The 23,319-nt window shown below is 74.3% G+C and carries 21 protein-coding genes; 15 read left to right on the top strand and 6 right to left on the bottom strand.

Annotated features, from left to right (window positions below; genetic code table 11):
* The first annotated feature begins 93 nt into the window (after positions 1–93).
* Entirely contained in the window at positions 94–546 is a 453-nt protein-coding gene (locus BOQ63_RS21270; protein ID WP_030552653.1) for a VOC family protein, read from the top strand.
* Positions 547–612: 66 nt separating this feature from the next.
* On the opposite strand, the gene BOQ63_RS21275 is transcribed toward BOQ63_RS21270, so the two are convergent.
* Positions 613–2,073 carry an NCS2 family permease gene (locus tag BOQ63_RS21275; protein WP_030552650.1) on the bottom strand — a complete coding sequence of 487 codons (1,461 nt, stop codon included), beginning with the start codon at positions 2,071–2,073 and terminating at the stop codon, positions 613–615.
* A gap of 183 nt (positions 2,074–2,256) precedes the next feature.
* On the opposite strand from BOQ63_RS21275, the gene BOQ63_RS21280 reads away from it, so the two are divergent.
* Positions 2,257–2,559, top strand: a complete 303-nt coding sequence (locus BOQ63_RS21280) for a DUF2530 domain-containing protein (protein ID WP_030287078.1) — start codon at positions 2,257–2,259, stop codon at positions 2,557–2,559.
* 52 nt (positions 2,560–2,611) lie between these two features.
* On the top strand, positions 2,612–5,062 hold the full coding sequence (locus BOQ63_RS21285; protein ID WP_030287077.1) for an HAD-IC family P-type ATPase: 2,451 nt from the start codon (positions 2,612–2,614) through the stop codon (positions 5,060–5,062).
* A 121-nt stretch (positions 5,063–5,183) separates the two neighbouring features.
* Here the strand turns inward: BOQ63_RS21285 and BOQ63_RS21290 are convergent, their stop codons facing one another.
* The gene (locus BOQ63_RS21290; protein WP_191093580.1) at positions 5,184–8,480 is read right to left on the bottom strand and encodes a sacsin N-terminal ATP-binding-like domain-containing protein; all 3,297 of its coding nucleotides are present in this window, start codon (positions 8,478–8,480) and stop codon (positions 5,184–5,186) included.
* Positions 8,481–8,897: 417 nt separating this feature from the next.
* Positions 8,898–9,779 (bottom strand): DUF3027 domain-containing protein, encoded by an 882-nt coding sequence (locus BOQ63_RS21295; protein WP_030289708.1) that lies wholly within the window; start codon positions 9,777–9,779, stop codon positions 8,898–8,900.
* 545 nt (positions 9,780–10,324) lie between these two features.
* Between BOQ63_RS21295 and BOQ63_RS21300 the strand changes: the two genes are divergently transcribed.
* From BOQ63_RS21300 to BOQ63_RS21315, 4 genes are all read left to right on the top strand, one after another.
* Complete coding sequence (locus tag BOQ63_RS21300) at positions 10,325–11,719, top strand: MFS transporter (protein WP_435823429.1); 1,395 nt, start codon at positions 10,325–10,327, stop codon at positions 11,717–11,719.
* Between the two features lie 83 nt (positions 11,720–11,802).
* On the top strand, positions 11,803–12,351 hold the full coding sequence (locus BOQ63_RS21305) for a hypothetical protein (RefSeq protein ID WP_030289706.1): 549 nt from the start codon (positions 11,803–11,805) through the stop codon (positions 12,349–12,351).
* Between the two features lie 10 nt (positions 12,352–12,361).
* Entirely contained in the window at positions 12,362–13,123 is a 762-nt protein-coding gene (locus BOQ63_RS21310) for a futalosine hydrolase (RefSeq protein ID WP_046386228.1), read from the top strand.
* Entirely contained in the window at positions 13,116–13,973 is an 858-nt protein-coding gene (locus tag BOQ63_RS21315) for a 1,4-dihydroxy-6-naphtoate synthase (protein WP_030289704.1), read from the top strand. The genes BOQ63_RS21310 and BOQ63_RS21315 overlap by 8 nt, the downstream gene beginning before the upstream one ends.
* A 19-nt stretch (positions 13,974–13,992) precedes the next feature.
* Here the strand turns inward: BOQ63_RS21315 and BOQ63_RS21320 are convergent, their stop codons facing one another.
* Complete coding sequence (locus tag BOQ63_RS21320) at positions 13,993–14,376, bottom strand: cold-shock protein (RefSeq protein ID WP_030289703.1); 384 nt, start codon at positions 14,374–14,376, stop codon at positions 13,993–13,995.
* Between the two features lie 503 nt (positions 14,377–14,879).
* On the opposite strand from BOQ63_RS21320, the gene BOQ63_RS21325 reads away from it, so the two are divergent.
* Positions 14,880–15,128: a hypothetical protein gene (locus BOQ63_RS21325; protein WP_030289702.1), complete on the top strand. Its 249-nt coding sequence runs from the start codon at positions 14,880–14,882 to the stop codon at positions 15,126–15,128.
* Here BOQ63_RS21325 and BOQ63_RS21330 read toward each other — a convergent pair.
* Complete coding sequence (locus BOQ63_RS21330) at positions 15,125–15,751, bottom strand: HAD family hydrolase (protein WP_030289701.1); 627 nt, start codon at positions 15,749–15,751, stop codon at positions 15,125–15,127. The two genes, BOQ63_RS21325 and BOQ63_RS21330, sit on opposite strands and share 4 nt — an antisense overlap.
* Positions 15,752–15,849: 98 nt before the next feature.
* Here BOQ63_RS21330 and BOQ63_RS21335 point away from each other — a divergent pair, with 98 nt between their 5' ends.
* The 5 genes from BOQ63_RS21335 (at position 15,850) to BOQ63_RS21355 (ending at position 20,618) form a co-directional block, all read left to right on the top strand.
* Positions 15,850–16,881, top strand: coding sequence for a FecCD family ABC transporter permease (locus tag BOQ63_RS21335; RefSeq protein WP_030289700.1), 1,032 nt, complete (start codon positions 15,850–15,852; stop codon positions 16,879–16,881).
* Entirely contained in the window at positions 16,878–17,924 is a 1,047-nt protein-coding gene (locus tag BOQ63_RS21340; RefSeq protein WP_072654796.1) for a FecCD family ABC transporter permease, read from the top strand. The genes BOQ63_RS21335 and BOQ63_RS21340 overlap by 4 nt, the downstream gene beginning before the upstream one ends.
* Positions 17,924–18,766: an ABC transporter ATP-binding protein gene (locus BOQ63_RS21345; RefSeq protein WP_072654797.1), complete on the top strand. Its 843-nt coding sequence runs from the start codon at positions 17,924–17,926 to the stop codon at positions 18,764–18,766. The genes BOQ63_RS21340 and BOQ63_RS21345 overlap by 1 nt, the downstream gene beginning before the upstream one ends.
* Before the next feature lie 74 nt (positions 18,767–18,840).
* Positions 18,841–19,824, top strand: coding sequence for an ABC transporter substrate-binding protein (locus BOQ63_RS21350; RefSeq protein WP_072654798.1), 984 nt, complete (start codon positions 18,841–18,843; stop codon positions 19,822–19,824).
* A gap of 104 nt (positions 19,825–19,928) precedes the next feature.
* The gene (locus tag BOQ63_RS21355) at positions 19,929–20,618 is read left to right on the top strand and encodes a VC0807 family protein (protein WP_030289696.1); all 690 of its coding nucleotides are present in this window, start codon (positions 19,929–19,931) and stop codon (positions 20,616–20,618) included.
* 1 nt (position 20,619) lies between these two features.
* Here BOQ63_RS21355 and BOQ63_RS21360 read toward each other — a convergent pair whose 3' ends face one another.
* On the bottom strand, positions 20,620–21,408 hold the full coding sequence (locus BOQ63_RS21360; protein ID WP_030289695.1) for an AraC family transcriptional regulator: 789 nt from the start codon (positions 21,406–21,408) through the stop codon (positions 20,620–20,622).
* An 86-nt stretch (positions 21,409–21,494) separates the two neighbouring features.
* Between BOQ63_RS21360 and BOQ63_RS21365 the strand changes: the two genes are divergently transcribed.
* Together BOQ63_RS21365 and BOQ63_RS21370 are read left to right on the top strand one after the other, a co-directional pair.
* On the top strand, positions 21,495–22,082 hold the full coding sequence (locus BOQ63_RS21365) for a TIGR03086 family metal-binding protein (protein ID WP_030289694.1): 588 nt from the start codon (positions 21,495–21,497) through the stop codon (positions 22,080–22,082).
* A 195-nt stretch (positions 22,083–22,277) separates the two neighbouring features.
* On the top strand, positions 22,278–23,288 hold the full coding sequence (locus tag BOQ63_RS21370) for an aldo/keto reductase (protein ID WP_030289693.1): 1,011 nt from the start codon (positions 22,278–22,280) through the stop codon (positions 23,286–23,288).
* Positions 23,289–23,319: the final 31 nt, after the last annotated feature.

Raw genomic sequence — 23,319 nt, forward strand, 5'->3', positions numbered from 1 at the left:
GCCCCCCGCCAACTGCCCTACACAGTCGGCTTTTTGACACCTTCCGCCGGTAGCCGATTGCCCCATCGAGGCGTAACCGATACAAAGGGTTACATGCCGCTGCACTGGAAGCTCGTCATCGACTGCGCCGACCCGCACCGCCAGGCCGCCTTCTGGGGCGCCGCCCTCGACTACACCGTCGAGGACCACAGCACCCTGATCACCCGCCTCCTGGGCGCCGACGCCGTCACCCCCGACGCCCTCACCGAGGTCGACGGCCACCCCGCCTGGCGCACCCTCGCCGCCGTCCGCCACCCCGGGGACGAGTGCGACCCGGCCTCGGACACCGGCCTGGGCCGCCGCATCCTCTTCCAGGCCGTCCCCGAGGACAAGCAGCGGTCCAAGAACCGCCTCCACCTGGACGTCCACGCCGGCCCGGGCGGTCGGGCGGCCACCGTCGCCCGCCTCGAAGCCCTCGGCGCCACCGCCCTGCACGACGTCAGGGAGCCCGGCGGCGAGTGGACCGTCATGCGGGACCCGGAGGGCAACGAGTTCTGCGTCCACTGACCAGGGGCCGCCGGGAACGCCGAAGGGCCCTCCCCGCACGGGGAGGGCCCTTCGGGACTGTCGGGCTCAGAGCAGGCCGAGGGCCGGCATCAGGTAGTAGAAGGCGAACACCGCCGCCACCGCGTAGAGCGGGGCCGGCACGCCGCGGCCGCGACCGGCGGCCAGCCGCAGCAGGCAGAAGGCGATGAAGCCGAAGCCGATGCCGTTGGTGATCGAGTAGGTGAACGGCATCATCACGATGGTCAGGAAGGCCGGGATCGCGATGGTGTAGTCCGCCCAGTCGATCTCCTTGATCGAGTTGGCCAGGATCAGGAAGCCGACCGTGACCAGGGCCGGGGTGGCGGCCTGGGCCGGGACCATGGTGGCGAGCGGGGTGAGGAAGAGCGCCACCACGAAGAGCAGGCCGGTGACGATCGAGGCGAAGCCGGTGCGGGCGCCCTCGCCGACGCCGGCGGTGGACTCGACGAAGCAGGTGTTGGCGGAGGCCGAGGTGGCGCCGCCGGCCGCGGTGGCGATGCCGTCGACCATCAGGATCCGGTTGATGCCCGGCAGGTCGCCCTTCTCGTCGAGCAGGTGGGCCTCGTCGGCGACGCCGAGGATGGTGCCCATCGCGTCGAAGAAGCAGGACATCAGCACGGTGAAGACGAACAGCACGCCGGTCAGCACGCCGACCTTCTCGAAGCCGCCGAACAGGCTGACCTTGCCGACCAGCCCGAAGTCCGGGGCGGCCACCGGGTTGCCCGGCCAGGTGGGGACGGTGAGGCCCCACTTGAGCGCCGGTACGTCGGCGACCTTGTCGACCACCAGGGCGAGCACGGTGGAGGCCGCGATGCTGATCAGGATCGCGCCGGGCACCTTGCGGATCACCAGGACCAGGGTCAGCACCAGGCCGAACACGAAGACCAGCACCGGGAAACCGAGCAGGTGCCCGTTGCCGCCGAGCTGCAGCGGGACCGTGGTGTGGGCGGCGTCCGGGACCCGGCTGACGAAGCCGGAGTCGACCAGGCCGACCAGGCTGATGAACAGGCCGATACCGATCGCGATGGCCTTGCGCAGCCCGATCGGCACGGCGTTCATGACCCGCTCGCGCAGGCCGGTGGCGACCAGCAGCATGATCGCGAAGCCGGCCAGCACCACCATTCCCATGGCGTCCGGCCAGGTCATCTTGGGCGCGAGCTGGAGCGCCACGATGGTGTTGACGCCGAGACCGGCCGCCAGGCCGATCGGCACGTTGCCGATCACGCCCATCAGCAGGGTGGTGAGCCCCGCCGTGAGGGCGGTGGCGGTGACCAGCTGGGCGCTGTTCAGGTGGGCCCCGGTGACGTCCGTGCCGCTGGCCAGAATGATCGGGTTCAGCACCAGGATGTACGCCATGGTGAAGAAGGTGGCGACACCGCCGCGGATCTCGCGCGGCAGGGTGGAGCCGCGCTCACTGATCCTGAAGTAGCGGTCCAGGGCACCGTTGGGGGGCGTCGGCGCGGAGGCCGCGGGTTCGGGCGACTCGGTGGTCGGCTGGACCACAGGCATGCGTGCGTCCTCTGTGGGGGAGCTGAGGAGAGGGGGAACGCCCGTGGCGACGGTGGCCGGGCGTGGACCTTCCAGTATGGTTTCCCGGTCGCACACGCGCTATCTTCGCGCGTAGAGTCCGGATGGCGCCGGACGGACCCCGCCGCCTCCCCGCACCCCGCCGCGCACCGTACGCTAGGCCCCATGCCCAAGACGCCGCTGCACCCCTCGCCCCCTCCGCTGGAGGCCAACGACGTCGCCATCGTCGGCGGCGGCACGGTGCTGTGGTTCGTCGCCTTCCTCGCCCTGCTCCCCTTCCAGGGCACCCTCTCCGACCACGGCCACGGCACCTGGCCCTGGATCTGCCTCTCCGGCGGCCTGCTCGGCCTGATCGGCCTCTGGTACTGCCGCGCCCGGCGGGACGCGATCGCCCGCAGCCGCGCCGCCGAGGCGGCCGCGCGGGAAGCGGAGACGGACGGCAAGGGCCCGGCCACCCGGTCGGACTGAATGGTTCTTCAGTAGCACGCACCGGACAAAAGGCACCCGTAGAGTCGGTGCCATGACGCAGCCTGCCCAGCCCGCGGAAGAGCAGCCGAGCGGCGCGAACCGCCCCGACGGAGCGCACCCGCTGGGGCTGCTGCCCGGCCGGCGCGGCGGCCTCACCGCCGCCGAGGTGGCCGAACGCGTCGCGAACGGGCAGGTCAACGACGTCCCGGTGCGGTCCAGCCGGTCCGCCAAGGAGATCGTCCGGGCCAACGTCTTCACCCGGTTCAACGCCATCATCGGCGTCATGTTCGGGATCATCCTGATCGTCGGCCCACTCCAGGACGGTCTGTTCGGCCTGGTCATCGTGGCCAACACGGCGATCGGCATCTTCCAGGAGCTGCGCGCCAAGAAGACCCTGGACAGCCTGGCGCTGATCGGCGAGGCCCGCCCGCAGGTCCGCCGGGACGGCAGCGTCCAGCAGATCGCCGTCTCCGGGATCGTCCTCGACGACACCGTGCTGCTCGGCACCGGCGACAAGGTGGTCGTGGACGGCGAGGTCACCGAGGCGGACGGCCTGGAGATCGACGAGTCGCTGCTCACCGGCGAGCCCGACCCCGTCCTCAAACAGCCCGGCGACCAGGTGATGTCCGGCAGCTTCGTGGTGGCCGGCGCGGGCGCCTTCACCGCCACCAGGGTCGGCCGCGAGGCCTACGCGGCCCAGCTGGCCGAGGAGGCCAGCAAGTTCACCCTGGTGAAGTCGGAGCTGCGCAGCGGCATCAACAGCATCCTGCGCTTCATCACCTACCTGCTGATCCCCACCGCGCTCGGCCTGATCATCAGCCAGCTGGCCGTCGAGGGCCGCGACTGGCGCGAGGCCGTGCGCCGGATGGTGGCCGGCATCGTGCCGATGGTCCCCGAGGGCCTGGTGCTGCTGACCTCGGTCGCCTTCGCCATCGGCGTGATCCGGCTGGGCCGCAAGCAGTGCCTGGTCCAGGAGCTCCCGGCGATCGAGGGCCTGGCCCGGGTCGACACCGTCTGCCTGGACAAGACCGGCACCCTCACCGAGGGCGGCATGGACGTGATCGACCTGCGGGTGGTCTCCGACGGGGAGCCCGCCCCGGTCGACGAGGACACCGTCCGGCACGCGCTCGCCGTGATGGCCGGCGCCGACGCCCGCCCCAACCCGTCCATGCAGGCCGTGATCGACGCGTACGGGCGCGGCGACGGCCCCGGCGGCAACGGCTGGCGGGTGATCGAGGCGATGCCCTTCTCCTCCGCCCGCAAGTGGAGCGGCGTGCAGCTGCTGGAACCCCAGGGCGGCGAGGCCAGCTGGCTGCTCGGCGCCCCGGACGTCCTGCTGCCCGTCGGCCACCCGGCGCTCGCCGAGGTGGACGAGCTGGGTGCCCGGGGCCTGCGGGTGCTGCTGCTCGGCCGTACGCCCGTCCCGCTGGACTCCCCCGACCCGGCCGCCGGCCTCACCCCGCTCGCCCTGGTGGTGCTCCAGCAGCGGCTGCGCGCGGACGCCGCCGACACCCTGCGCTACTTCGAGGGGCAGAACGTCCGGGCCAAGGTGATCTCAGGCGACGCGGCCGTCTCGGTCGGCGCCGTCGCCGGGCACCTCGGGCTGCCCGGCGCGGACCAGCCGCTGGACGCCCGCACCCTGCCCGAGGACCCGGACGAGCTCGCCGGGACGGCCGACCGGACCAGCGTCTTCGGCCGGGTCACCCCCCGGCAGAAGCGCCTGCTGGTCGGGGCGCTCCAGTCGCGCGGCCACACCGTGGCGATGACCGGCGACGGCGTCAACGACGTGCTCGCGCTCAAGGACGCCGACATCGGCGTGGCGATGGGCACCGGCTCGGACGCCACCAAGGCCGTCGCCCAGATCGTGCTGCTCGACGACTCCTTCGCAACCCTGCCCTCGGTGGTCGCCGAGGGCCGCCGGGTGATCGGCAACATCGAACGGGTGGCCGGACTGTTCCTGGTCAAGACGGTCTACTCGGTCCTGCTGGCGCTGCTGGTGATCTTCACCCACTCGCCGTACCCGTTCCTGCCCCGGCACTCCACCGTGCTGTCCACCCTCACCATCGGCGTGCCGGCCTTCTTCCTCGCCCTCGCCCCCAACAACGAGCGGGCCCGCACCGGCTTCGTGAAACGCGTGCTGCGGCTGGCCGTCCCCGGCGGAGCCATCGCCGGCACCGGCACCTTCGTCGCCTACTCGCTGGCCCGGGCCAACCACGCCACCGACCTCGAGGCCGACACCAGCGTGGCCACCCTGACGCTCTTCCTGATCGCCATCTGGGTGCTCGCCATCGTCGCCCGCCCGTACAACTGGTGGCGCCTGCTGCTGATCGCCACCATGGGGCTCGCCTTCGCGCTGGTGCTGGTGGTGCCGTGGCTGTCGAACTTCTTCGAGCTCTCCCTGGTCGGCGGCCGCGACCCGTGGACGGGCGTCGCCATCGCGCTGGTCTGCGGTGCGGTCCTGGAGACCGGCTGGGCCTGGATGAAGCGCCGCGGGATGGAATGACAGGCGTTCGGCATCTGCCCGACTGAAGTCGGCGGCGCTGGTGGTGACGCTCGGCGCGATCCGGCTGACCGCCACCACCACCGTCCACCCGCGGCTCGAGCCGCGCAGCAGCTGACCCGGGTCAGCCCTCGAAGTCCCGGGCCGCGGACAGCTCGTACGCCCGGTCCGGCTCGCTGAGCGCCGCCAGCACCTCGAAGCGCCGGTGCCACTGCCCGACCGACCAGGCCAGGCCCGCCGCCAGGCCCTCCGGGGTGGCGGCGTGCAGCAGCCCGGGCACCGGCGGGACCTCGAACTCGTCGTCCTCGTCGGCGGCCTCGGCCAGCTCCGGGTCGTACGGCGGCTCCGGGGCGTCCGCCTCGTGGTCCCACCGCCAGTCGACCGCGGCCTCGCCGCCGTCCGGGCCGACCACCAGCAGCTCCTCGTGCTCCTCGTAGGCGACCGGGCAGCCGGGCAGCAGCTCCCGCACCACGGCCGGGACGCGGTGCAGCACGCCCTCGGAGAGCACCCGCCCGCCGGCCACCTCGCTGGCCAGCGACACGTGCAGCCGCTCGGCGAGGTCCACGGCGAGCGCCGGGGCGACCGGCAACAGCGGGTAAGGGTGCAGCAGTTGGACCAGGTCGGGGGCGTCGGCGACGACCGCCTCGGTGGCGTCGACGACCACGGTGTGGTCCGGGCGGCGCCCGGTGGCCGGGTCCAGCGGCGGCAACGCCCGCACCACGTCCAGGGGTTCGATCCGCTCGCGGTCGACCCTGGCCAACGCGCTGTGGATGCCGTGCAGTTGGCGGTGTCCAACCTCGGCGGCCGGGTCGGTGAGCCGGTCCAGCACCTCGTCCGGGCCGTGCACCTCGGCGAGCAGCGCGGCCAGCGTGGTGCGCACCCCGAGCGCGTGCAGGAACTGCTCGTCCAGGGTGGTGCGGGCCTCCTCGTACAGGCCGCGCAGCAGCGGGTCGGCCCCGGCGGCACGCAGCCCGGCGGGCTCGCGGCCGGACAGCACCGGGTGGTCGCGCAGCCACCAGGCGGTGTACGGCGGCAGGTCGACGTAGCTGCCGTCCGGCAGCAGGGTGCGCACCGGGTTGACCACGGCGTCCCGGTACGGCGGGCGGGCGAGCGCGGCGAGCGCCTCCGGCCATGCGTCGTCGTCCACCAGGTCGAGGTCCCGGACGGCCAGCAGCTCGGCGGCCACCGGCGGAACCCCGACCAGTTCGTCGGCGTGCAGCGCCTCCAGGGCGTCCTCGGCCCACTCGGCGAGCCCGTCGGGCGCCTCGTCCAGCAGCCCGGTGGGGTGGCCGCCGGCCGCCCGGTCGGCGGGCGCGGTCGGGTCGAGCCGCTCCAGGTCGTCCGGGTCGAGCACCACGTCCTCGGCGCGCACCAGCACGAAGTCGGCCAGCACGCCGACGGCCGTGAGCACCTCGGGGCCCCAGCGCTCCAGCAGCTCGTCGTCCACCCAGCCGGCGTCCTCCTCGCGGGCGATCGCGGCGAACGGGCTTTCGGGCAGCACCAGTTCGCCCGCCCGGGCGGGCTCGCCCTCGTCGTCCAGCAGCGCCAGCCGGGCCAGCCAGGGGTGCTCGCCGGGCGCCGGGGCGGCGGCCTTCACCAGGGCCAGCACGGCGTCGGCCAGTTCCAGCGCGGCGTCCGGGTCGTCCTCGGCCAGCTCGTAGGAGCGGGCGACGGCGGCGCGCACCTCGGGGGTGTCCAGCACCCCGGCCGGGGTGGCGGTGCCGGCGCCCAGCTTGGCCAGCAGCGGGTGGGCGGCCTCGGGGTGGGCGAGGCGCAGGTCGAGCGCGGCGAGCGCCCCGGCCAGCGTCTCGGGGTAGCCGGGGAAGGCCGCCCAGTCGGCGTCCTCGGAGGGCAGCAGCACCCGCCGGGGCCCGGTGACCGTCCGCCCGTCGGCGAGCGGTACGGGCAGCGCGCCGAGCGCCTCCGGGTCGGCCGCGCCGAGCGCCGCGTACAGGTTGCGCCACCAGGCGGGGTCGCGGTCCAGTCCGCCGAGCTGGTCCACCACCTCGGCCAGCGGCACCCGGCGCACGTTCAGCACCCGCAGCTCGGTGCGGCGCTCCAGACCGGCCGGCAGCAGGCCGGGGAAGATCGGCGCGAGCGCCTCCACCACCGAGCCGTCCGCGCCCTCCAGCAGCGTCGCGTCCCGGGGCCGCAGCGCGGGCGTGCCCTCCTCGACGCCGCCCGGGTGCGGCAGGAACGGCGTGCCGGGCAGCCGGGACAGCACCGCCGCGCGCAGCGCGTTGTCCAGCGCGCCCTGCCCGAGCGGCCCGGGCACCAGCCCGAGCGAGCCGAGGTCGGCGCCGCGGGCGCGCAGCAGGTCGGCGTAGCTGTCGGCGGCGCGCTCGGTGAGGAAGTCGGCGAGCGCGCCGGGGGCGACGTGCCGACGGGTGGAGTCCAGCGGGTAGGAGGCGATCAGCAGCGCGGGCAGGCCGATCGGCTCGTCGCTGGGGGTGGGCGCGTGCAGCACCGGCGCGATCGCGGGCCGCTGCGGACTGCCGTCCTCCTCCACCGGGACGGCCCAGGTCACCGTCCAGTACGGGCGGGCGCGCTCCTCGGTGGGCCGGTCCGCGAGCAGCTCGGCGTGCAGCCGGCCGGAGGCGCCGGCGGTCTGCCAGACGGTCCGCCGGAGCCGGGCCTCCGCGTCATCGGTGACGGTGACCTCGGTGACGCCGTCCGGGCGGGGCTCGGCGGCGCTGCGGGTGAGCGTCCGGGTTCCCTCCGGGGTCTCCACCACGACCTCGGCCAGGCCGGGCAGGGTGAGCAGCAGGGCGTCGTCGATCCCGGCCAGCAGACGGCGGGTCAGGTCCTCGGCGGCGGCGTCCCGCAGCGGCAGCACCACCACGGTGTCGTAGCCCTCGGGCGCCGGGCCCTCGGCCGCGAACGGCAGCCGCAGCAGCGGCACGTGGCCGTCCCGGGCCCGCAGTTCGTCGGCCAGCGCGGGCTGCGCCGCGGCGAGCGCCCGGGCCTCGCCCAGCGACCAGCGCACCCCGCCCGCGGCGCCGAGCACGGCCGGCTCGTCGGTGACGGCCAGGACGGCGGCGAAGCCGACGCCGAACCGGCCGACGGCGGGCTCCTCGCCGCGCTTGGAGGAGGCGCGCAGGGTGGACAGCGACTCGACGGCCGCCGCGTCCAGCGGGGCGCCGGTGTTGGCGGCGGCCAGCACGCCGTCCGCCAGGGTCAGCCGCAGCCGCCCGGGCCCGTGCCCGGCCCGCACCGCCGCGTCGGCCGCGTTCTGCGCCAACTCGACCACCAGGCGGTCCCGGTAGCCGCCGAGCGCCAGCTCCTCCTCGGCGTTGGCGTCCTCCCGGAACCGGGCCGGCGAGGCGGCCCAGGCGTCCAGGACCCGCCGGCGCAGCGCGGCGCTCCCGAACGGATCCGCGAGGTGCTCGTCCGCGCCGCTGCCGATGATCCGAGGTTCCACTGGACCTGCCGCCTTCCGCCGCCCTGTTCGTCGTAGGGCATTCTTCCCTGCCCCACTGACTGCTCCCGACCACGGCCCGCCCTGACCGGGGCCGGGAGCGGGAATCCGCAGGCCGGGACGGTCTCGGCGGGCGGGCATCGCAAGGGCCGCCTCACCGCCGGAGGCGGGGGCGCGGCGGAGGCGGGGGCGCGGCGGAGGCGGGGGCGCGCCGGAGGCGGGGGCGCGCCGGAGGCGGGGGCGGCCGTCGGCCGGCACCCCACCGGCCGGGCCGACGGCCCGCCCTGCCGCCGCCCGTGGGCTGGGGGGATCCCCACGGACGGCGGAAGGGCCAGGGGCCCCGCGGCGGGCGGGCGCCCCTACCCGGAGGAACGCCGCGGCCCGCCCCACCGGTTCAGTGGGACGGGCCGCGGGGACGGATCAGGAGTGGCCGAGCTCCTCCGCCGGGGCGTCAGGCTCGACCGAGCCGGAGGCGCGGTCCGGGTGGAGCTGCAGCGGCTCGACCACCAACTCGTCCAGGATCAGCTCGGACGGCGCCGGCGGGGCGGGGATGACGGCCGCCTCGGAGTGGCCGCCGCAGCCGTACGCGAAGGAGACGATCTGGCCGTCGGCCGGTCCGAACTCGTTGCCGCACACACCGAAGGCCTGTCCGAGCGAGCCGCCGATCGGGATCAGGAAACCGCAGCTGCCGCACGCGGCCGGGGCGGCCTGCGCCATCGGGGTCTGCGGGCCGTGGGACTTCTCCCAGCGGTCGGCGGCCAGGTGCAGGCCGAGCCGGGAGAGCACCCGGCTGCGGCCCAGGCCGAGCTCCTCGGCGACCGCGTTGATCTGTGCGCGGGCCGGGGCCGGCTGGACGTGCGGGTCGGTGACGACCACGTCCTCCTCGGCCGCGAGGGCGACCGCGGAGTTCGGGGCGGGCTCGTCCTCGCCGGTCCAGCCGGGCTCCAGCCGCAGGTCGTCGGCACCGGTCGGCAGCAGGTCGCCGGGGCCCATGTCGCCCGGGCGCAGCCGCTCGCTCCACGGCACCCACTCCGGCGCCAGCACGGCGTCGGGGCCGGGCAGCAGCACGACCTCGTCCAGCGTGACGTTCTTGGCGCGCGGCGCGCGGGCGACGGTCACCGCCCAGTGCCAGCCGCGGTAGGCCGCGTCCAGGCACTCGAAGCTGTGGGTGACGACGCGGTCGGCGTCCGCCTGCACACCCAGGTGCGTCCCGACCGCCTCCGGCCCGACGGCCTCCTCGGCAGCCTGGCGGGCGAGTTCGACGGCCTCGGCACAGAGCCGGTCGGGGGTACGGCTTCGCATCGCAGCACTCACGGCGTCGATTCTCTCCCAGTTCTTCTGTCGCCCACGGCGTGTTGCCTTCTCCGCCGCGGCGCGGTAGTCCCTCATCCATTCTGCGCGACCCGGGGCCGCCGCGGGTACCGGCCGCGCCGCTCGTCCGGCCTGCCGGCGCCCCTGCGCCCCGGCGGGCGGACCCTGGGGCAGGCTACCCGGCGCTCGGTGCCCCGGCACAGTCCGGGGCGGAGCCGACCCTTCCGGAGGCCGCGCCGAGCGGTTCCGCATCCCGCGTTACGGCGGCGAATCTGGGGCAGGATGGGCTTGTGGCGGACGACGACCCGTCGCAGCACGCAGTGCCCGCCTCGCAGGCCGACAGCCCCGACGAGGCGGACGCCGCGTCGCGACAGCAGCCTCACGTCCCCGCTGCGGGCGAACCGCAGCCGGCGGACGGCGACGGGGCGTCCACCGCCCGGGTCACTCTGGAGAAGTCCCTCCGGCCGGAGACGGCGGACACCGCGGAGATCCCGGAGACCCCGTCGGCATTCCCCGGTCCGCCGGAGGACGAGGACCTGGCCGAGGAGGCCCCCGAGCCCCGCCGGCACTTCCTGGTCCGCACCGCCTCCACCGTCGGCCTGAGCGCCGGCAAGCTGGTGCACGGCACCGGCCGCCGGATCCGCCGGGCCACCTCGGCCGAGGGCGCGGGCGAGTCGGGCCTGGCGAAGCTGATCGAGCTGCACGCCCTGAACTCCTTCGGCGACATGCTGATCACCATCGCACTGGCCTCCACCATCTTCTTCTCCGTCCCGACCGGCGAGGCCCGCGGCCGGGTCGCCCTGTACCTGCTGATCACGATGGCCCCGTTCGCCCTGCTCGCCCCGGTGGTCGGCCCGCTGCTGGACCGGCTGCCGCACGGCCGCCGGGCCGCCATGGCGATGTCGATGCTGGCCCGGGCCGTCCTGGCCTGGACGATGGCCGGGGTGATCTCCGGCGGCGGCATCGCGCTCTACCCGGAGGCGCTGGGCGTGCTGGTGGCGTCCAAGGCGTACGGGGTGGTGCGCAGCGTGGTGGTGCCCCGGCTGCTGCCGAGCCGGCTGTCCCTGGTGAAGGCGAACTCCCGGGTCACCCTGGCCGGGCTGCTGGCCACCGGCGTGGCGGCCGCGGTGGGCGGGGCGCTGCACCTGATCGGGCCTGGCTGGCCGTTGCGCGGCGCCTTCCTGGTGTTCGTGATCGGCACCCTGATGGCCTTCCACCTGCCGCACACCGTCGACTCGGCCAAGGGCGAGCAGCGGGCCGTGCTGCACGCCGACCTGCCCGGCGAGGGCCAGGGCCCCCACCTGATCCACCACAGGCCCCCGAAGGTCAAGGCCTCGCTGCGCACGGTCGGGCCGTCGGTGGTGCTGGCGCTGCGCGCGATGTCGGGGATGCGGTGGCTGGTCGGCTTCCTGGTGTTCTTCCTGGCCTTCCTGCTGCGCACCGATCCGATCGGCGGTCTGCAGCCGACCCTGGCGCTGGGCCTGGTGGCGCTGTCGGCCGGGACGGGCAACGCGCTGGGCTCGGTGCTCGGCTCCTGGCTGCGCACCCGTGGCCCGGAGGCGACGGTCACCGCGATGCTGCTGCTGGCGACCTGCGCGACGGCGGCGGCCGCGCTCTGGTACGGCGTGGTGACGGTGGTCCTGGTCGCCGGGGTGTCCGGGATAGCGGCCTCGCTGGGCAAGCTGGCGCTGGACGCGCTGATCCAGCGGGACGTCCCGGAGGCGGTGCGGACCTCGGCGTTCGCCCGTTCGGAGACGCTGATGCAGCTGTCCTGGGTGGCGGGCGGCGGGGTGGGCATCGTGCTGCCGCTGGACGGGGTGCTGGGCCTGTCGATCGCCGCGGCGGTGGTCGGCCTGGTGCTGGTGTGGACGGGCCACTCGCTGCTGCGGCTGGGCCCGCGACGGCACCCGGCCGCGCCCCGGGTGGCCTGAACCGGCCCGTACGGGGTGACGGGCAACACGCGGTGGCCGACCCCCGCGTAGCGTGATCGGCCGGGCCCGGTAGATTCTGACGCATGAGCCTCAATACCCGTGTCATCGCCGCCCTCGGCGCCGTCGTCGTGGTCGGTGCCGCCACGGTTGGCACCTCCGTCGCGATCGCCGCCGGCCAGACCGAGCACAACAGCCACCGGGCCACCCTGACGGTCGGCACCTCGTCGATGACCGCGGACCCGCTCTGCTGGAACGACGGCAGCCCGCTGACCGACGACCAGCAGGACCAGTGCAAGGCCAATGCCACGAAGGCCCTGAAGGACGGCTCGCTGCCGTCCTCCGACGTGGTGCCGAGCGACCGGATCGGTGTCGGCGTCAGCCCGAACGTGGCGAAGACCGGCTGGTGGGCCTCCACCAACGGCGGCTCGTCCTCCCAGGGCGGGCAGACCAGCCTGTTCTCGTACGCCCAGGGCCCGACCTTCTCCGGTCTCCAGACGGCCGGCTCGGTGCTGAACGCCAGCGGCCGCACCCTGGTCACGGTGGTCGAGATCGACAAGAAGGCCGAGGCCCCGATCGCGGTCTGGTACTTCCAGCTGAACGGCAAGAACGCCACGGACGCCGGCAACAGCTGACGCTCCCGCGATGACCGCGCACGTCGTCGACGCGCACCCCGGGCAGCCGGGCCCCGAACGGGCCCGGCTGCTCGTCGTCGTCGCGGTCCCGGCGGAGGCCGAGGCGGTGCTGCGCGGTCTGCCCGGCGGGGCCGAGGCCGTACCGCTGCCCGGCGGGGTGCTGCACCGCTGCGCGGGCGCGCCGGTGGACGTCCTGGCCGCCGGGGTCGGACCGGCCGCCGCCGCGGCCGCCGCCTCCGCCGCCCTGGCGGCCCGCCCGTACGGCCTGGTCGCCTCGGCCGGGATCGCCGGCGGGTTCGCCCCGCACGCGCCGGTCGGCGCCACCGTGCTGGCCGACGCGATCGTCGTCGCCGACCTCGGCGCCGAGACCCCCGAAGGCTTCGCCGACGTGACCGAGCTGGGTTTCGGGACCGTCCGGCACACCCCTCCCCCGGCCGTCGTGGCGCTGGCCGGGAAGGCACTCGGCACCCGGGACGTCGACGCCGTCACCGGCCCGGTGCTGACCGTCTCCACCGTCACCGGCAGCACCGAGCGGGCCGCCGCGCTGGCGGCCCGTCACCCGGGTGCCGCCGCCGAGGCGATGGAGGGCTTCGGCGTGGCCGAGGCCGCCGCCCGGTACGGCGTGCCGGTCTTCGAGCTGCGCACCGTGTCCAACCCGGTGGGCCCGCGCGACCGGGCCGCCTGGCGGATCGGCGAGGCGCTGGCCGCCCTGGAGCGGGCCTTCGCGGCCCTGCCCGTCCGAGAACTGATCGAGGAGGCCGGCCGTGGCTGAACGGCTGAGCATCGCGTACTCGCCCTGCCCGAACGACACCTTCGTGTTCCACGCCTGGGCGCACGGCGAGGTCCCCGGGGCGGACGCCCCCGAGGTGACCTTCGCCGACATCGACGTCACCAACGGCCTGGCCGAGCGCGGCGAGCTGGACGTGCTGAAGATCAGCTACGGCGCGCTGCCCTGGGTCCTGGAGGAGTACGCCCTGCTGCCCTGCGGCGGCGCGCTCGGGCGCGGCTGCGGCCCGCTGGTGCTCACCCTGCCGGGTGTCGGCTCCCCCGCGGAGCTGGCCGGGAAGACGGTCGCGGTGCCGTCCGAGCGCTCCACCGCCTACCTGCTGTTCCGGCTCTGGGCGGCGCGGGCGGTGCCGGGGGGCTTCGGCGAGATCGTCGTCCTGCCGTTCCACGAGATCATGCCCGCCGTCCGGGACGGCCGGGTGGACGCCGGCCTGGTCATCCACGAGGCCCGCTTCACGTACCAGCAGTACGGCCTGCACAGCCTGGCCGACATGGGCGAGGCCTGGGAAGCTGAGACCGGTCTGCCGATCCCGCTGGGCGCGATCGTCGCCCGGCGCTCGCTGGGCGCCGGGCGGCTGCGCGAGCTGGCCGAGACGATCCGCACCTCCGTCCGGCAGGCCTGGGCGGACCCCTCGGCCAGCCGGGAGTACGTGCTGGCGCACGCCCAGGAGATGGACCCGGCCGTCGCCGACCAGCACATCGGGCTGTACGTGAACGAGTTCACCGCCGACCTCGGCGAGGAGGGCTACGGAGCCGTCCACGCGCTGCTCACCCGGGCCGCCGAGGAGGGGCTGGTCCCCCCGCTCGACCCGGGTGCGCTCGCGTTCCCGTCGTAGGGCCCGTGAATCCCCGGACTCAGACGTCGAACTGGTCGGCCACCGCGCGCAGCAGGCCGGCCAGCTTCTGGCCGGTCGGCTTGGCCGGGTAGCGCCCGCGCTGGAGGCCGGGCAGCACCGCGTCCAGGGTGGTGATCAGGTCCTGGACGATCGGCGCCATGTCGTCGGCGCTCCGGCGCTGGGCGGCGGCCACCGAGGGCAGTGCGTCCAGCAGCTGCACGGCCATCGCCTGGTCCCCGCGGTGGCCTGCGACCACGCCGAACTCGACCCGTTGGCCCGGCTTCAGCACGGTGACACCGGCGGGCAGCGCCTTGGTGTGGACGAAGACGTCGCCACCGTCGTCGCGCGACAGGAAGCCGAAGCCCTTCGTCTCGTTGAACCACTTGACCTGGCCGGTGGGCATCTCGAACAGTCCTCGAATGGGTGTGAGGGATCCCGGACCTGGCCGGGGATCACTGGATGGGGTGGAAGAAGGACGGCCGACCTCGACTCGGCGCCCGCGGGCGCTCACGGTCGGCGCGTTGCCAGAAGCAGACTAACGGCCCGTCACTGCCTCATCCGCGTTCCGCGATGAGGGTTCCGCGTTCCGAGGCCCGCCAGGGGTGACGGGAGCGCGGGGATCTCGCCGCCGCGGGCGACCCGGCACTGGCACGGCCGGGGCGCGGTTCTGCGCTGTCCATCGGCTCACACCCCCGGGTCTGAGGACACGGGACGCACCTGTAGCGCCCCTCGGCACCCCGTGCATACCCCCGCCCAGCAGGGATCAAAACGCATCGCTGCCGGGAAACTGCGCAACGTGACCGAGCCGCTCCGGTGGGCCGCCGCGCCGGGCGTTCTGCCAGACTGGACGGCGCAGACCGGGGCCCGCGGCGGGCGGCCCGGCGCAGCCCGAGGGAGTGAGCGGACGTGAGCAGCCAGAGCGCCGATCCCGGCGACGTGTACGTCAAGGCCGGAGCGGTCGTCTTCGCCCTGGGCGCGCTCGCCACCCTGGTCACCTTCGTCCCGCTGTTCCTGCACCTGACACCGCTGCCGACGGCCATGTACTGGCTGAGCATGCTGATGCCGGCCGGTTTCCTGGCCGCGCTGACCGGGTTGTTCCTGAACGCCCGGGCGCAGCGCCGCCGGCTGGAGCCCCAGCAGCCCGCCCGGGCCTAACCGGCGAGGTGCCGGTCGAGCCACTCGGGGAAACGGGTGAGGTCGGCCAGCACCACGTCCGCCCCGGCCGCGCGCAGTTCGTCCGCGCCGTACGGGCCGGTGGCCACGGCGACCGCGACGGCCTCCGCGTGCCGGGCGCCCACGATGTCGCCGAGGTGATCGCCGACGTAGATGCTCGCGCCGTTCGCCCGCAGCGCCTCGCCCTTGGTCTCCGCCCACAGGTCGCCGATCACGGTGTCGGCCTCCAGCCCGGCGTGCTCCAGGTGGAGGCGGGCGTTCGGCTCGTACTTGCCGGTGATCACCGCGACCCGGCCGCCGTGGGCGCGGACCGCCTCGACGGCGGCGCGGGCGCCGGGCAGCGGCACGGTCGGGGCGAAGGCGTGGTCCCGGTAGAGCTCGCGGTAGCGGTTCACGGCCCGCTCCACCTCGGCCTCCGGGAACCAGTTGCGGATCTCGTCCAGCAGCGGCGGGCCGAGCCGGGTGACCACCAGGTCCGCGTCGATGTGGGTGCCGGTCTCGGCGGAGAGCGCCCGGTAGGTGGCGTGGATGCCCGGCCGGGTGTCCAGCAGCGTCATGTCGAGGTCGAAGCCGACGGTGAGCGGGGCGGGCGAGGTCGCAGGCATGCCGTCAGGCTACCGAAGGGTCACCGGCCACGACGAGGCGATTTGCCCCGCCTCGGAGGGGGAACTTAGGTTTACCTGAGTTCCCGCGGAGAGGCCTCATGACCGACACCACCGCACCACCGGGCAAGCGGCGGACACCCCGTCACCGAATCCTGTGGCTCGCCGCCGCGCTGGCCGTCCTGGCCGTCGCGGTGCTGCTGAGCCTGGCGGTGGGCAGCCGCAACGTGCCGCTCTCCGGGACCGTCGGCGCGCTGCTGCACGGCGGGGACTCCGCCGACGCGGTGGTGATCCGCGAGCTGCGGGTGCCGCGCACGGTCGTCGGGCTGGCCGTCGGTGCGGCGCTCGGTCTGGCAGGAGCCGTGATGCAGGGCCTGACCCGCAATCCGATCGCCGACCCGGGCATCCTCGGCGTCTCGCAGGGCGCGGCGGCGGGCGTGGTGGTCGCCGTCTCCGGCTTCGGGGTCTCCACCCTCACCGGGTACGTCTGGTTCGGCTTCGCGGGCGCCGTGGTCGCCACCGTGCTGGTGTACGGCCTGGCCGGGCGCGGCCGGGGCGGGGCCACGCCGATCAAACTGGCGCTGGCCGGCTCGGCGATGTCCGCCTTCATCGCCTCGCTCAACACCCTGGTGCTCACCACCGACGCGGCCACCATGGACCAGTTCCGGTTCTGGCACGTCGGCTCGCTCTCCGGCCGGACGGCGGACGTGGCCTGGCAGCTGCTGCCCTTCCTGGCCGTCGGCACCCTGCTGGTGGTGGCGGTGGCCCGGGGGCTGGACGCGCTGGCGCTGGGCGAGGACACCGCCAGGGGCCTGGGGGCGAGGACCGGCGCGGTCCGGGCGGTCGGCGCGCTCGGCGCCACCGTGCTGACCGGATCGGCGGTCGCGGCGGCCGGCCCGATCGCCTTCATCGGCCTCGCCGTCCCGCACGCCGCCCGGGCCGTGGCCGGCGCCGACCACCGCTGGGTCCTCGCCTTCTCCGCCGTCCTCGGCCCGGCCCTGCTGCTGCTCGCCGACACCCTCGGTCGGGTGCTGTTCCCGCCCTCGGAGGTCCCGGCCGGCGTGATGACGGCCCTGGTGGGCGTGCCGGTGCTGGTCACCCTGGTCCGGCGCCGCAAGGTGGTGGCGGCATGACCACCGTCGCCCTGCGCGGGTACTCCGTCGTCCGGGCGGGGCGCGCCTCCTTCCTGCTCCACCGGCGCTCGGCGCTCGCCGCCGTCGGGCTGCTGCTCGCGCTCACCGTGACCGTGGTCGCCTCGCTGTGCCTGGGCGAGTCGACCGTCTCGCCGGGCGAGGTGGTCAAGGTGGTGCTCGGGCAGCCGAGTCCGGACGAACTGGTGGTCGGGGAGTTCCGGCTGCCGCGGGTGGTGGTCGGGCTGCTGGTCGGCGCGGCGCTCGGGCTGGCCGGGGCGCTGGTCCAGACCGTCGCCCGCAACCCGCTGGCCAGCCCCGACGTGGTGGGCGTGACCTGGGGCGCGACCGCGACGGTGGTCGGGCTGATGGCGTACGGCGTGGTCGGCTCGACCGGGCAGGCGCCGTACGCGGCGGTCGGCGGCGGGCTGGTGGCCGGGCTGCTGGTGTACGCGCTGGCCTGGCGGCGCGGGCTGCACGCGCAGCGCTTCGTGCTGATCGGGATCGGGATCAGCGTGGCGCTGTCCTCGCTGACCTCGGTGTTCCTCACCAAGGGAGACGGCTTCCAGGCGCAGGCCGCGAAGGTCTGGATGACCGGCAGCCTGAACGGCTCCGGCTACGACCAGGCGGGCCGGCTGGCCTGGGTGCTGCTGGCGGCCCTGCCGGTGGCGCTGTGGGCGGCACGCGCCCAGCGGTCGATCTCCTTCGGCGACGCGACCGCCGTCGGCCTCGGGCTGCGGCTGGACCGGATCCGCCTCGGCATGGCGCTGCTGGGCGTCGTGCTGGCCTCCTGCGCGGCGGGCGCCGCCGGTCCGGTGGACTTCGTGGCGCTGATGGCCCCGCAGATCGCCCTGCGGCTGGCCCGGTCGGCGCAGGTCCCGCTGTTCTGCTCGGCGCTGACCGGCGCGCTGGTCGTGGTCGTGGCCGACCTGATCGCCCGGCGCCTGCTCGCCCCGACCGAGCTGCCGGTGGGCGTGGTGACCGGCATGGTCGGCGCGCCGTACCTGATGTGGCTGTTGATCCGATCCCGCCGTGGAGGCTCCTGATGACCGCACACCGCCTGGAGGCCCGGGGCCTCACCCTGGCCTACGAGGCGCGCACGGTCGTCGAGGGGCTGGACGTCAGCATCCCGGACGGGCGGGTGACGGTGATCGTCGGCCCGAACGCCTGCGGCAAGTCGACGCTGCTGCGGGCCCTCGGGCGGTTGCTGAAGCCCGTACGGGGCGCGGTGCTGCTCGACGGCCAGGAGCTGGCGCGGATCCCGACCAAGCGGATCGCCCAGCGGCTGGGCCTGCTGCCGCAGTCGCCGACCGCGCCGGAGGGCATCTCGGTGGCGGACCTGGTCTCGCGCGGGCGCCAGCCGCACCAGAGCTGGTGGCAGCAGTGGTCGCCGGAGGACGAGGCGGCCGTCGCCGAGGCGCTGGAGCGCACCTCCACGGCGGAGCTGGCCGAGCGCAGCATGGACGAGCTGTCCGGCGGCCAGCGCCAGCGCGCCTGGATCGCGATGACGCTCGCCCAGGGCACCGACATCCTGCTGCTGGACGAGCCGACCACCTACCTGGACATCGCCCACCAGGTGGAGGTGCTGGACCTGGTCCGGCGGCTGAACGTGGAGCGCGGCCGGACGGTCGTGGCCGTGCTGCACGACCTCAACCAGGCCGCCCGGTACGCCGACCACCTGGTGGCGATGCGGGACGGCCGGGTGGTCGCCGAGGGCGCGCCCGGGGAGGTGGTGACGGCGGAGCTGGTGCGGGAGGTGTTCGGGCTGGACTCCGTGGTGGTCCCGGATCCGGTGACGGGCACCCCGCTGGTCGTTCCGGGCGCGCCGTGGGCGGCGCGAGCGGATGCAGCGGACGCCGTGGACGCCGTGGACGCCGCGGAGGCGTAGCGGCACTTTAGGTCTGATTTCGGACATAATCGACGCGCCCCTGTCCTGTTGCCGCGTCACCCGAGGACCCGCCGATGCCCCGGATCGCCCGCCGTACGTTCCTCGCCGGCCTCGGCGGGGCCGCGCTCACGGCGTGCACGTCCTCCTCCGGGGGTTCGCAGCCGCCCACCCCCGACGGCTTCGAGGCGAGCGGGTCCCCCTCCCCCACGCCGCTGCCGCCCGTGACGGTGAACGCCGCGAACGGGCCGGTGCTGGTGCCCGGCGAGCCGCAGCGGGTGGTCGTCCTGGACACCGACGTGCTCGACTCCGCGCTGACCCTGGGCGTCACCCCGGTCGGCGCCGCGCTCCCGGCCGCCGACACCCGCTTCCCCGACTACTGGCCGGCCTCCCGCACCGCGGGCATCCGGCTGGTCGGCCCGGCCGGCGCACCCGACCTCGACGCCGTACGGGCGCTGCGGCCGGACCTCATCCTCTCCAACCAGGGCCGCGACGGGGACCGGTACGAGCAGCTGCGCGGGATCGCGCCGACCGTGCTCACCCAGACCACCGGGGCGCCGTGGAAGGCGAACTTCCAGCTGCAGGCCCAGGCGTTGGGCCGGGTGGCCGCCGCGGGGGCCTTCGTCGCCGCGTACCAGAAGCACGCCGGTCAGGTGGTGCAGGCGCTGTCGGCGGCGAAGCTGTCGGGGCACCGGGTGAGCCTGGTGCGGTTCGTCGAGGGCGGCGGGATCCGGCTCTTCGGGCGGCAGAGCTTCCCGGGGATCGTGCTCACCGACGCCGAGGTGGGGCGGCCGGACGCGCAGAACGTCGACCAGTCGGACTTCGAGGTCCCGCTGGACCAGATCGCCAAGGCCGACGGCGACCTTCTGCTGTACGCGACGTACGGCGACCCGGCGAAGGCGGGCACCGACGCGGCGCTGGCGAGCCCGGGGTGGCAGGCGCTCGGCGCGGTCAAGGCGCACCGGGCGTTCCCGGTGGACGACCAGCTGTGGTTCCAGGGGATCGGGTACACCGCCGCCAACTTCATGCTGGACGAGCTGCAGCGCTTCCTCGGGGCGTAGTCGGCCTACTGACGACTTGTCGACTCGCCGGGAGTTGTGCAGTGGAGCGTCGATTCCGCCACAATGAGCCGCCAATCACAACAATCGTCCCGGGGGACAACACCATGTCAACTGCGGTAGCTCCGACCGCTCCCGCCCGCAAGGGGAAGGCCGCCGCGCTCGGCTGGCTGATCAGCATCGCGTTCAACGTGGTCGCGCCGATCATGATCTACAACCAGCTGCACGACCACGGCTACAGCGAGTCCACCGCCATCCTGGCCTCCGGCCTCGGGCCGCTGGTCGACACCGTGATCTATCTGGCCTGGCACCGCCGGATCGACGAGTTCGCCGTCGTCTCGCTGGTCTTCGTGGCGCTGAGTCTGGTCGTCGCGCTGGTCGGCCCGACCGACCCGAAGATGCTGCTGGCCAAGGACTCCTTCGTCTCCGGCCTGCTCGGCGTGCTCTACCTGGCCTCGCTGGCCGCGCCGAAGCCCATCATGTTCTACTTCGGCCGCAAGTTCGCCACCGACGGCACCCCGGAGATGATCTCCTGGTGGAACTCGATGTGGCAGTACGAGGGCTTCCGCAAGGTCCAGCGCAACCTGACCCTCGTGTGGGGCGTCGCGTTCGTGCTGGAGGCCGCGCTGCGGATCGTGTTCGTCTACACGCTTTCGCACGGCACGGTGGTGACGATCAACAACATCCTCCCGTACGTGGTGATCGGCGGGCTGGTGTACTGGACGATGACCTACGCCAAGCGGGCCAGTGCCCGGGGCCGGGCCGCCGCCGAAGCGGCGGCTGCGGCGGCGGCTTGATTCACGTCGAACCCGCGTAGCGGGCCGGGGATACGCCGACCGCTGCGGTGAAGTCCCGGGTGAGGTGGGCCTGGTCGGCGTAGCCGAGTTCCACGGCGAGCGCGGCCAGGTCCAGCTTTCCCTCGTTCGCGGCGCGTTCGGCGGCCTCGTGCAGCCGGGCGCGCCGCAGCACCCACTTGGGCGAGGCGCCGACGTACTCGGCGAACAGCCGCTGGAGGCTGCGGACGGACACGCCCAGCTCGCGGGCCAGCTCGTCCACCCGGCACAGGTCCGGGGAGCCGGTGATCCGCTCCACCATGGCGGCGACCTCCTCGGCCACCGGGTCGGGCGCGGGGAGACGGGGGCGGAGGAATTCGTCGACCCGTTCGGCCGTCGGCTCGTCGAGGATCCGGGCGTTGATCCGGTCCACCTCGGGCCCGAAGTAGTCGGCGGCGGGGACGGACCGGTCGGCGAGGTCGCCCACCGGGTGCCCGGCGAAGGGCCGGAAGGCGCCGGGGCGGAACTTCACCCCGAGCACGTGCCCGGTGCCCTCCAGCCGGCGGACGAACAGCGCACGGTCCACCCCGTAGACGCGCGCCCGAGGGGCCTCGAAGACGAGGTGGACGTTCGGGTGGGCCAACACCTTCTGCTCGTACGGCGGGTGGCCGGTCAGGTCCCAGCGGACGAGCCAGTAGAACTCCACGAACCGCGCGACCTCGGCTGCGGGGACGAGCCGTTCGACGCTGATCAGTTCGGCGGCGTGGGCCGGGTGGAGCACACCACGGCAGCGGTCGGGTTCGGGAGAGTCCATGGCGGCCAGGCTAATCGCGCCGGCCCGGACGGCTCCTGTCGCGTTTGTTCAAGACCTCGTGGCAGGGCCCCGGGCAGGATCCGGGCATGAACGTTCACCCGATGCACCCGTTCCTCGCCCGTGCCGCCGCCGCTGCCTCCGGTGTCGCCGCCGCAGTCCCGGCCGGGCAGCCGCTGGACGCTCCGACGCCCTGCGGGGAGTTCGACACCCGGGCGCTGATCAACCACTGGGTGCTCTACACCTCGCACGGCCTGGAGCACCGAGCCCGGCGCACCGAGCTGCCCGGGGAACTGGTCGCGAGGGACTTCACGGCGGACGCCGACTGGCGCTCCGCGTACGCGGCCCAGCTGGAGCGCGCGGTGGCGGCCTGGGGCGAGCCGGCCGCCTGGGAGGGGGACGTCGACCTCGGCGGGTCACCCGTCCCGGCGGTGGGGATCGCCCGGATGCTGATCATCGAACTGGTGCTGCACGGCTGGGACGTGGCCCGGGCGGTCGGCGCGGAGATCGAGGTCGACGACGAACTCGCCCTGCTGGTCAGGGAGATCGTCGAGGAGAACGCCGAACTGTACCGGCAGTACGCGGGGTTCGCGGAGACGGTTTCCGTGCCGGACGACGCCTCGGCGTGGGAGCGGGCGCTGGCCGCCTCCGGGCGCGACCCGCGGTGGAAGGCCTGAGAGGTGCCGCGGTCGGGGCGCCGTCGCGGGCCCGAGTAGTGCCCCACGCGCTCGACCGAGAGTTGACGTGTCGTCATTCGCTGCTACCGGGTTCTCTGGCACGTCTGGCCGAAACGGTCAAAACCCGACGGGGCGCACCTGCCTCACGCCTCCGAGTTTGCGTTAGAACGCACTTCAACTCCTAGGTTCGGAAGCATGCGATACGTCAAACTCGGAACGACCGGGCTGGAAGTCTCCGCCATCACCCTCGGCTGCATGAGCTTCGGCGAGCCGGACCGGGGCGGCGAGCCCTGGTCGCTGGGCGCGGACGCCAGCCGGGAGATCATCAAGCAGGCCCTCGAGGGCGGCGTCAACTTCCTCGACACGGCCAACGGGTACAGCGCCGGAAGCAGCGAGGAGATCGTCGGCCAGGCGGTCAAGGACTTCACCCGGCGCGAGGAGGTCGTTCTCTCCACCAAGGTCTGGATGCGGATGCGCCCCGGCCCGAACGGCGCCGGGCTGTCCCGCAAGGCGATCTTCGCCGAGCTCGACGCCTCCCTGAAGCGACTGGGGACCGACTACATCGACCTCTACCAGATCCACCGCTGGGACTACGACACCCCGATCGAGGAAACCCTCGAAGCACTGCACGACGCGGTCAGGTCCGGGAAGGTCCGCTACATCGGGGCCTCTTCCATGCACGCCTGGCAGTTCACCAAGGCCCTGTACCTGGCTGACCTGAACGGCTGGACCCGGTTCGTGTCGATGCAGGACCACTACAACCTCATCCACCGGGAAGCGGAGCGGGAGATGCTCCCGCTCTGCGCCGACCAGGGCATCGGCGTGATCCCGTGGAGCCCGCTGGCGCGGGGCAGGCTGACGCGGGCCCGGGACACCGCCACGGCCCGTGCCGAGACCGACGAGGGCGGCAGGATCCTCTACCGCGACGAGGACCAGGCAGTGGCCGATCGCGTCCACGAGATCGCGGGCAAGCGGGGTCTGTCCCCGGCCCAGGTCGCCCTGGCCTGGGTCATGCGCAACCCGACGGTGACCTCGCCCATCGTCGGGGTCACCAAGCCGGCCCAGTTGGCCGACGCGCTCGGCGCGGTGGACGTCGAACTCGACGAAGACGAGGCCGCCTACCTGGAGGAGCCCTACCAGCCGCACGAGGCCGCCTACCTGGAGGAGTCCTTCTACAAGTCGCGCCCCGGGGCGGGCTCCCGGTAGTCCGGGCTACCGCGGGGCCTTCGGCGGGTCC

The organism is Streptomyces viridifaciens (assembly GCF_001888885.2).
Lineage (GTDB): Bacteria > Actinomycetota > Actinomycetes > Streptomycetales > Streptomycetaceae > Kitasatospora > Kitasatospora aureofaciens.

Excerpts from the sequence above, each read along its gene's own strand:
- BOQ63_RS21355 (WP_030289696.1), top strand. The coding sequence starts at position 19,929 with ATGTCAACTGCGGTAGCTCCGACCGCTCCCGCCCGCAAGGGGAAGGCC.
- BOQ63_RS21370 (WP_030289693.1), top strand. The coding sequence starts at position 22,278 with ATGCGATACGTCAAACTCGGAACGACCGGGCTGGAAGTCTCCGCCATC.
- BOQ63_RS21285 (WP_030287077.1), top strand. The coding sequence starts at position 2,612 with ATGACGCAGCCTGCCCAGCCCGCGGAAGAGCAGCCGAGCGGCGCGAAC.
- BOQ63_RS21320 (WP_030289703.1), bottom strand. The coding sequence starts at position 14,376 with ATGCCCACCGGCCAGGTCAAGTGGTTCAACGAGACGAAGGGCTTCGGC.
- BOQ63_RS21310 (WP_046386228.1), top strand. The coding sequence starts at position 12,362 with ATGACCGCGCACGTCGTCGACGCGCACCCCGGGCAGCCGGGCCCCGAA.
- BOQ63_RS21330 (WP_030289701.1), bottom strand. The coding sequence starts at position 15,751 with ATGCCTGCGACCTCGCCCGCCCCGCTCACCGTCGGCTTCGACCTCGAC.
- BOQ63_RS21295 (WP_030289708.1), bottom strand. The coding sequence starts at position 9,779 with ATGCGAAGCCGTACCCCCGACCGGCTCTGTGCCGAGGCCGTCGAACTC.
- BOQ63_RS21280 (WP_030287078.1), top strand. The coding sequence starts at position 2,257 with ATGCCCAAGACGCCGCTGCACCCCTCGCCCCCTCCGCTGGAGGCCAAC.
- BOQ63_RS21365 (WP_030289694.1), top strand. The coding sequence starts at position 21,495 with ATGAACGTTCACCCGATGCACCCGTTCCTCGCCCGTGCCGCCGCCGCT.
- BOQ63_RS21340 (WP_072654796.1), top strand. The coding sequence starts at position 16,878 with ATGACCACCGTCGCCCTGCGCGGGTACTCCGTCGTCCGGGCGGGGCGC.
- BOQ63_RS21335 (WP_030289700.1), top strand. The coding sequence starts at position 15,850 with ATGACCGACACCACCGCACCACCGGGCAAGCGGCGGACACCCCGTCAC.
- BOQ63_RS21350 (WP_072654798.1), top strand. The coding sequence starts at position 18,841 with ATGCCCCGGATCGCCCGCCGTACGTTCCTCGCCGGCCTCGGCGGGGCC.
- BOQ63_RS21275 (WP_030552650.1), bottom strand. The coding sequence starts at position 2,073 with ATGCCTGTGGTCCAGCCGACCACCGAGTCGCCCGAACCCGCGGCCTCC.
- BOQ63_RS21360 (WP_030289695.1), bottom strand. The coding sequence starts at position 21,408 with ATGGACTCTCCCGAACCCGACCGCTGCCGTGGTGTGCTCCACCCGGCC.
- BOQ63_RS21305 (WP_030289706.1), top strand. The coding sequence starts at position 11,803 with ATGAGCCTCAATACCCGTGTCATCGCCGCCCTCGGCGCCGTCGTCGTG.
- BOQ63_RS21270 (WP_030552653.1), top strand. The coding sequence starts at position 94 with ATGCCGCTGCACTGGAAGCTCGTCATCGACTGCGCCGACCCGCACCGC.
- BOQ63_RS21345 (WP_072654797.1), top strand. The coding sequence starts at position 17,924 with ATGACCGCACACCGCCTGGAGGCCCGGGGCCTCACCCTGGCCTACGAG.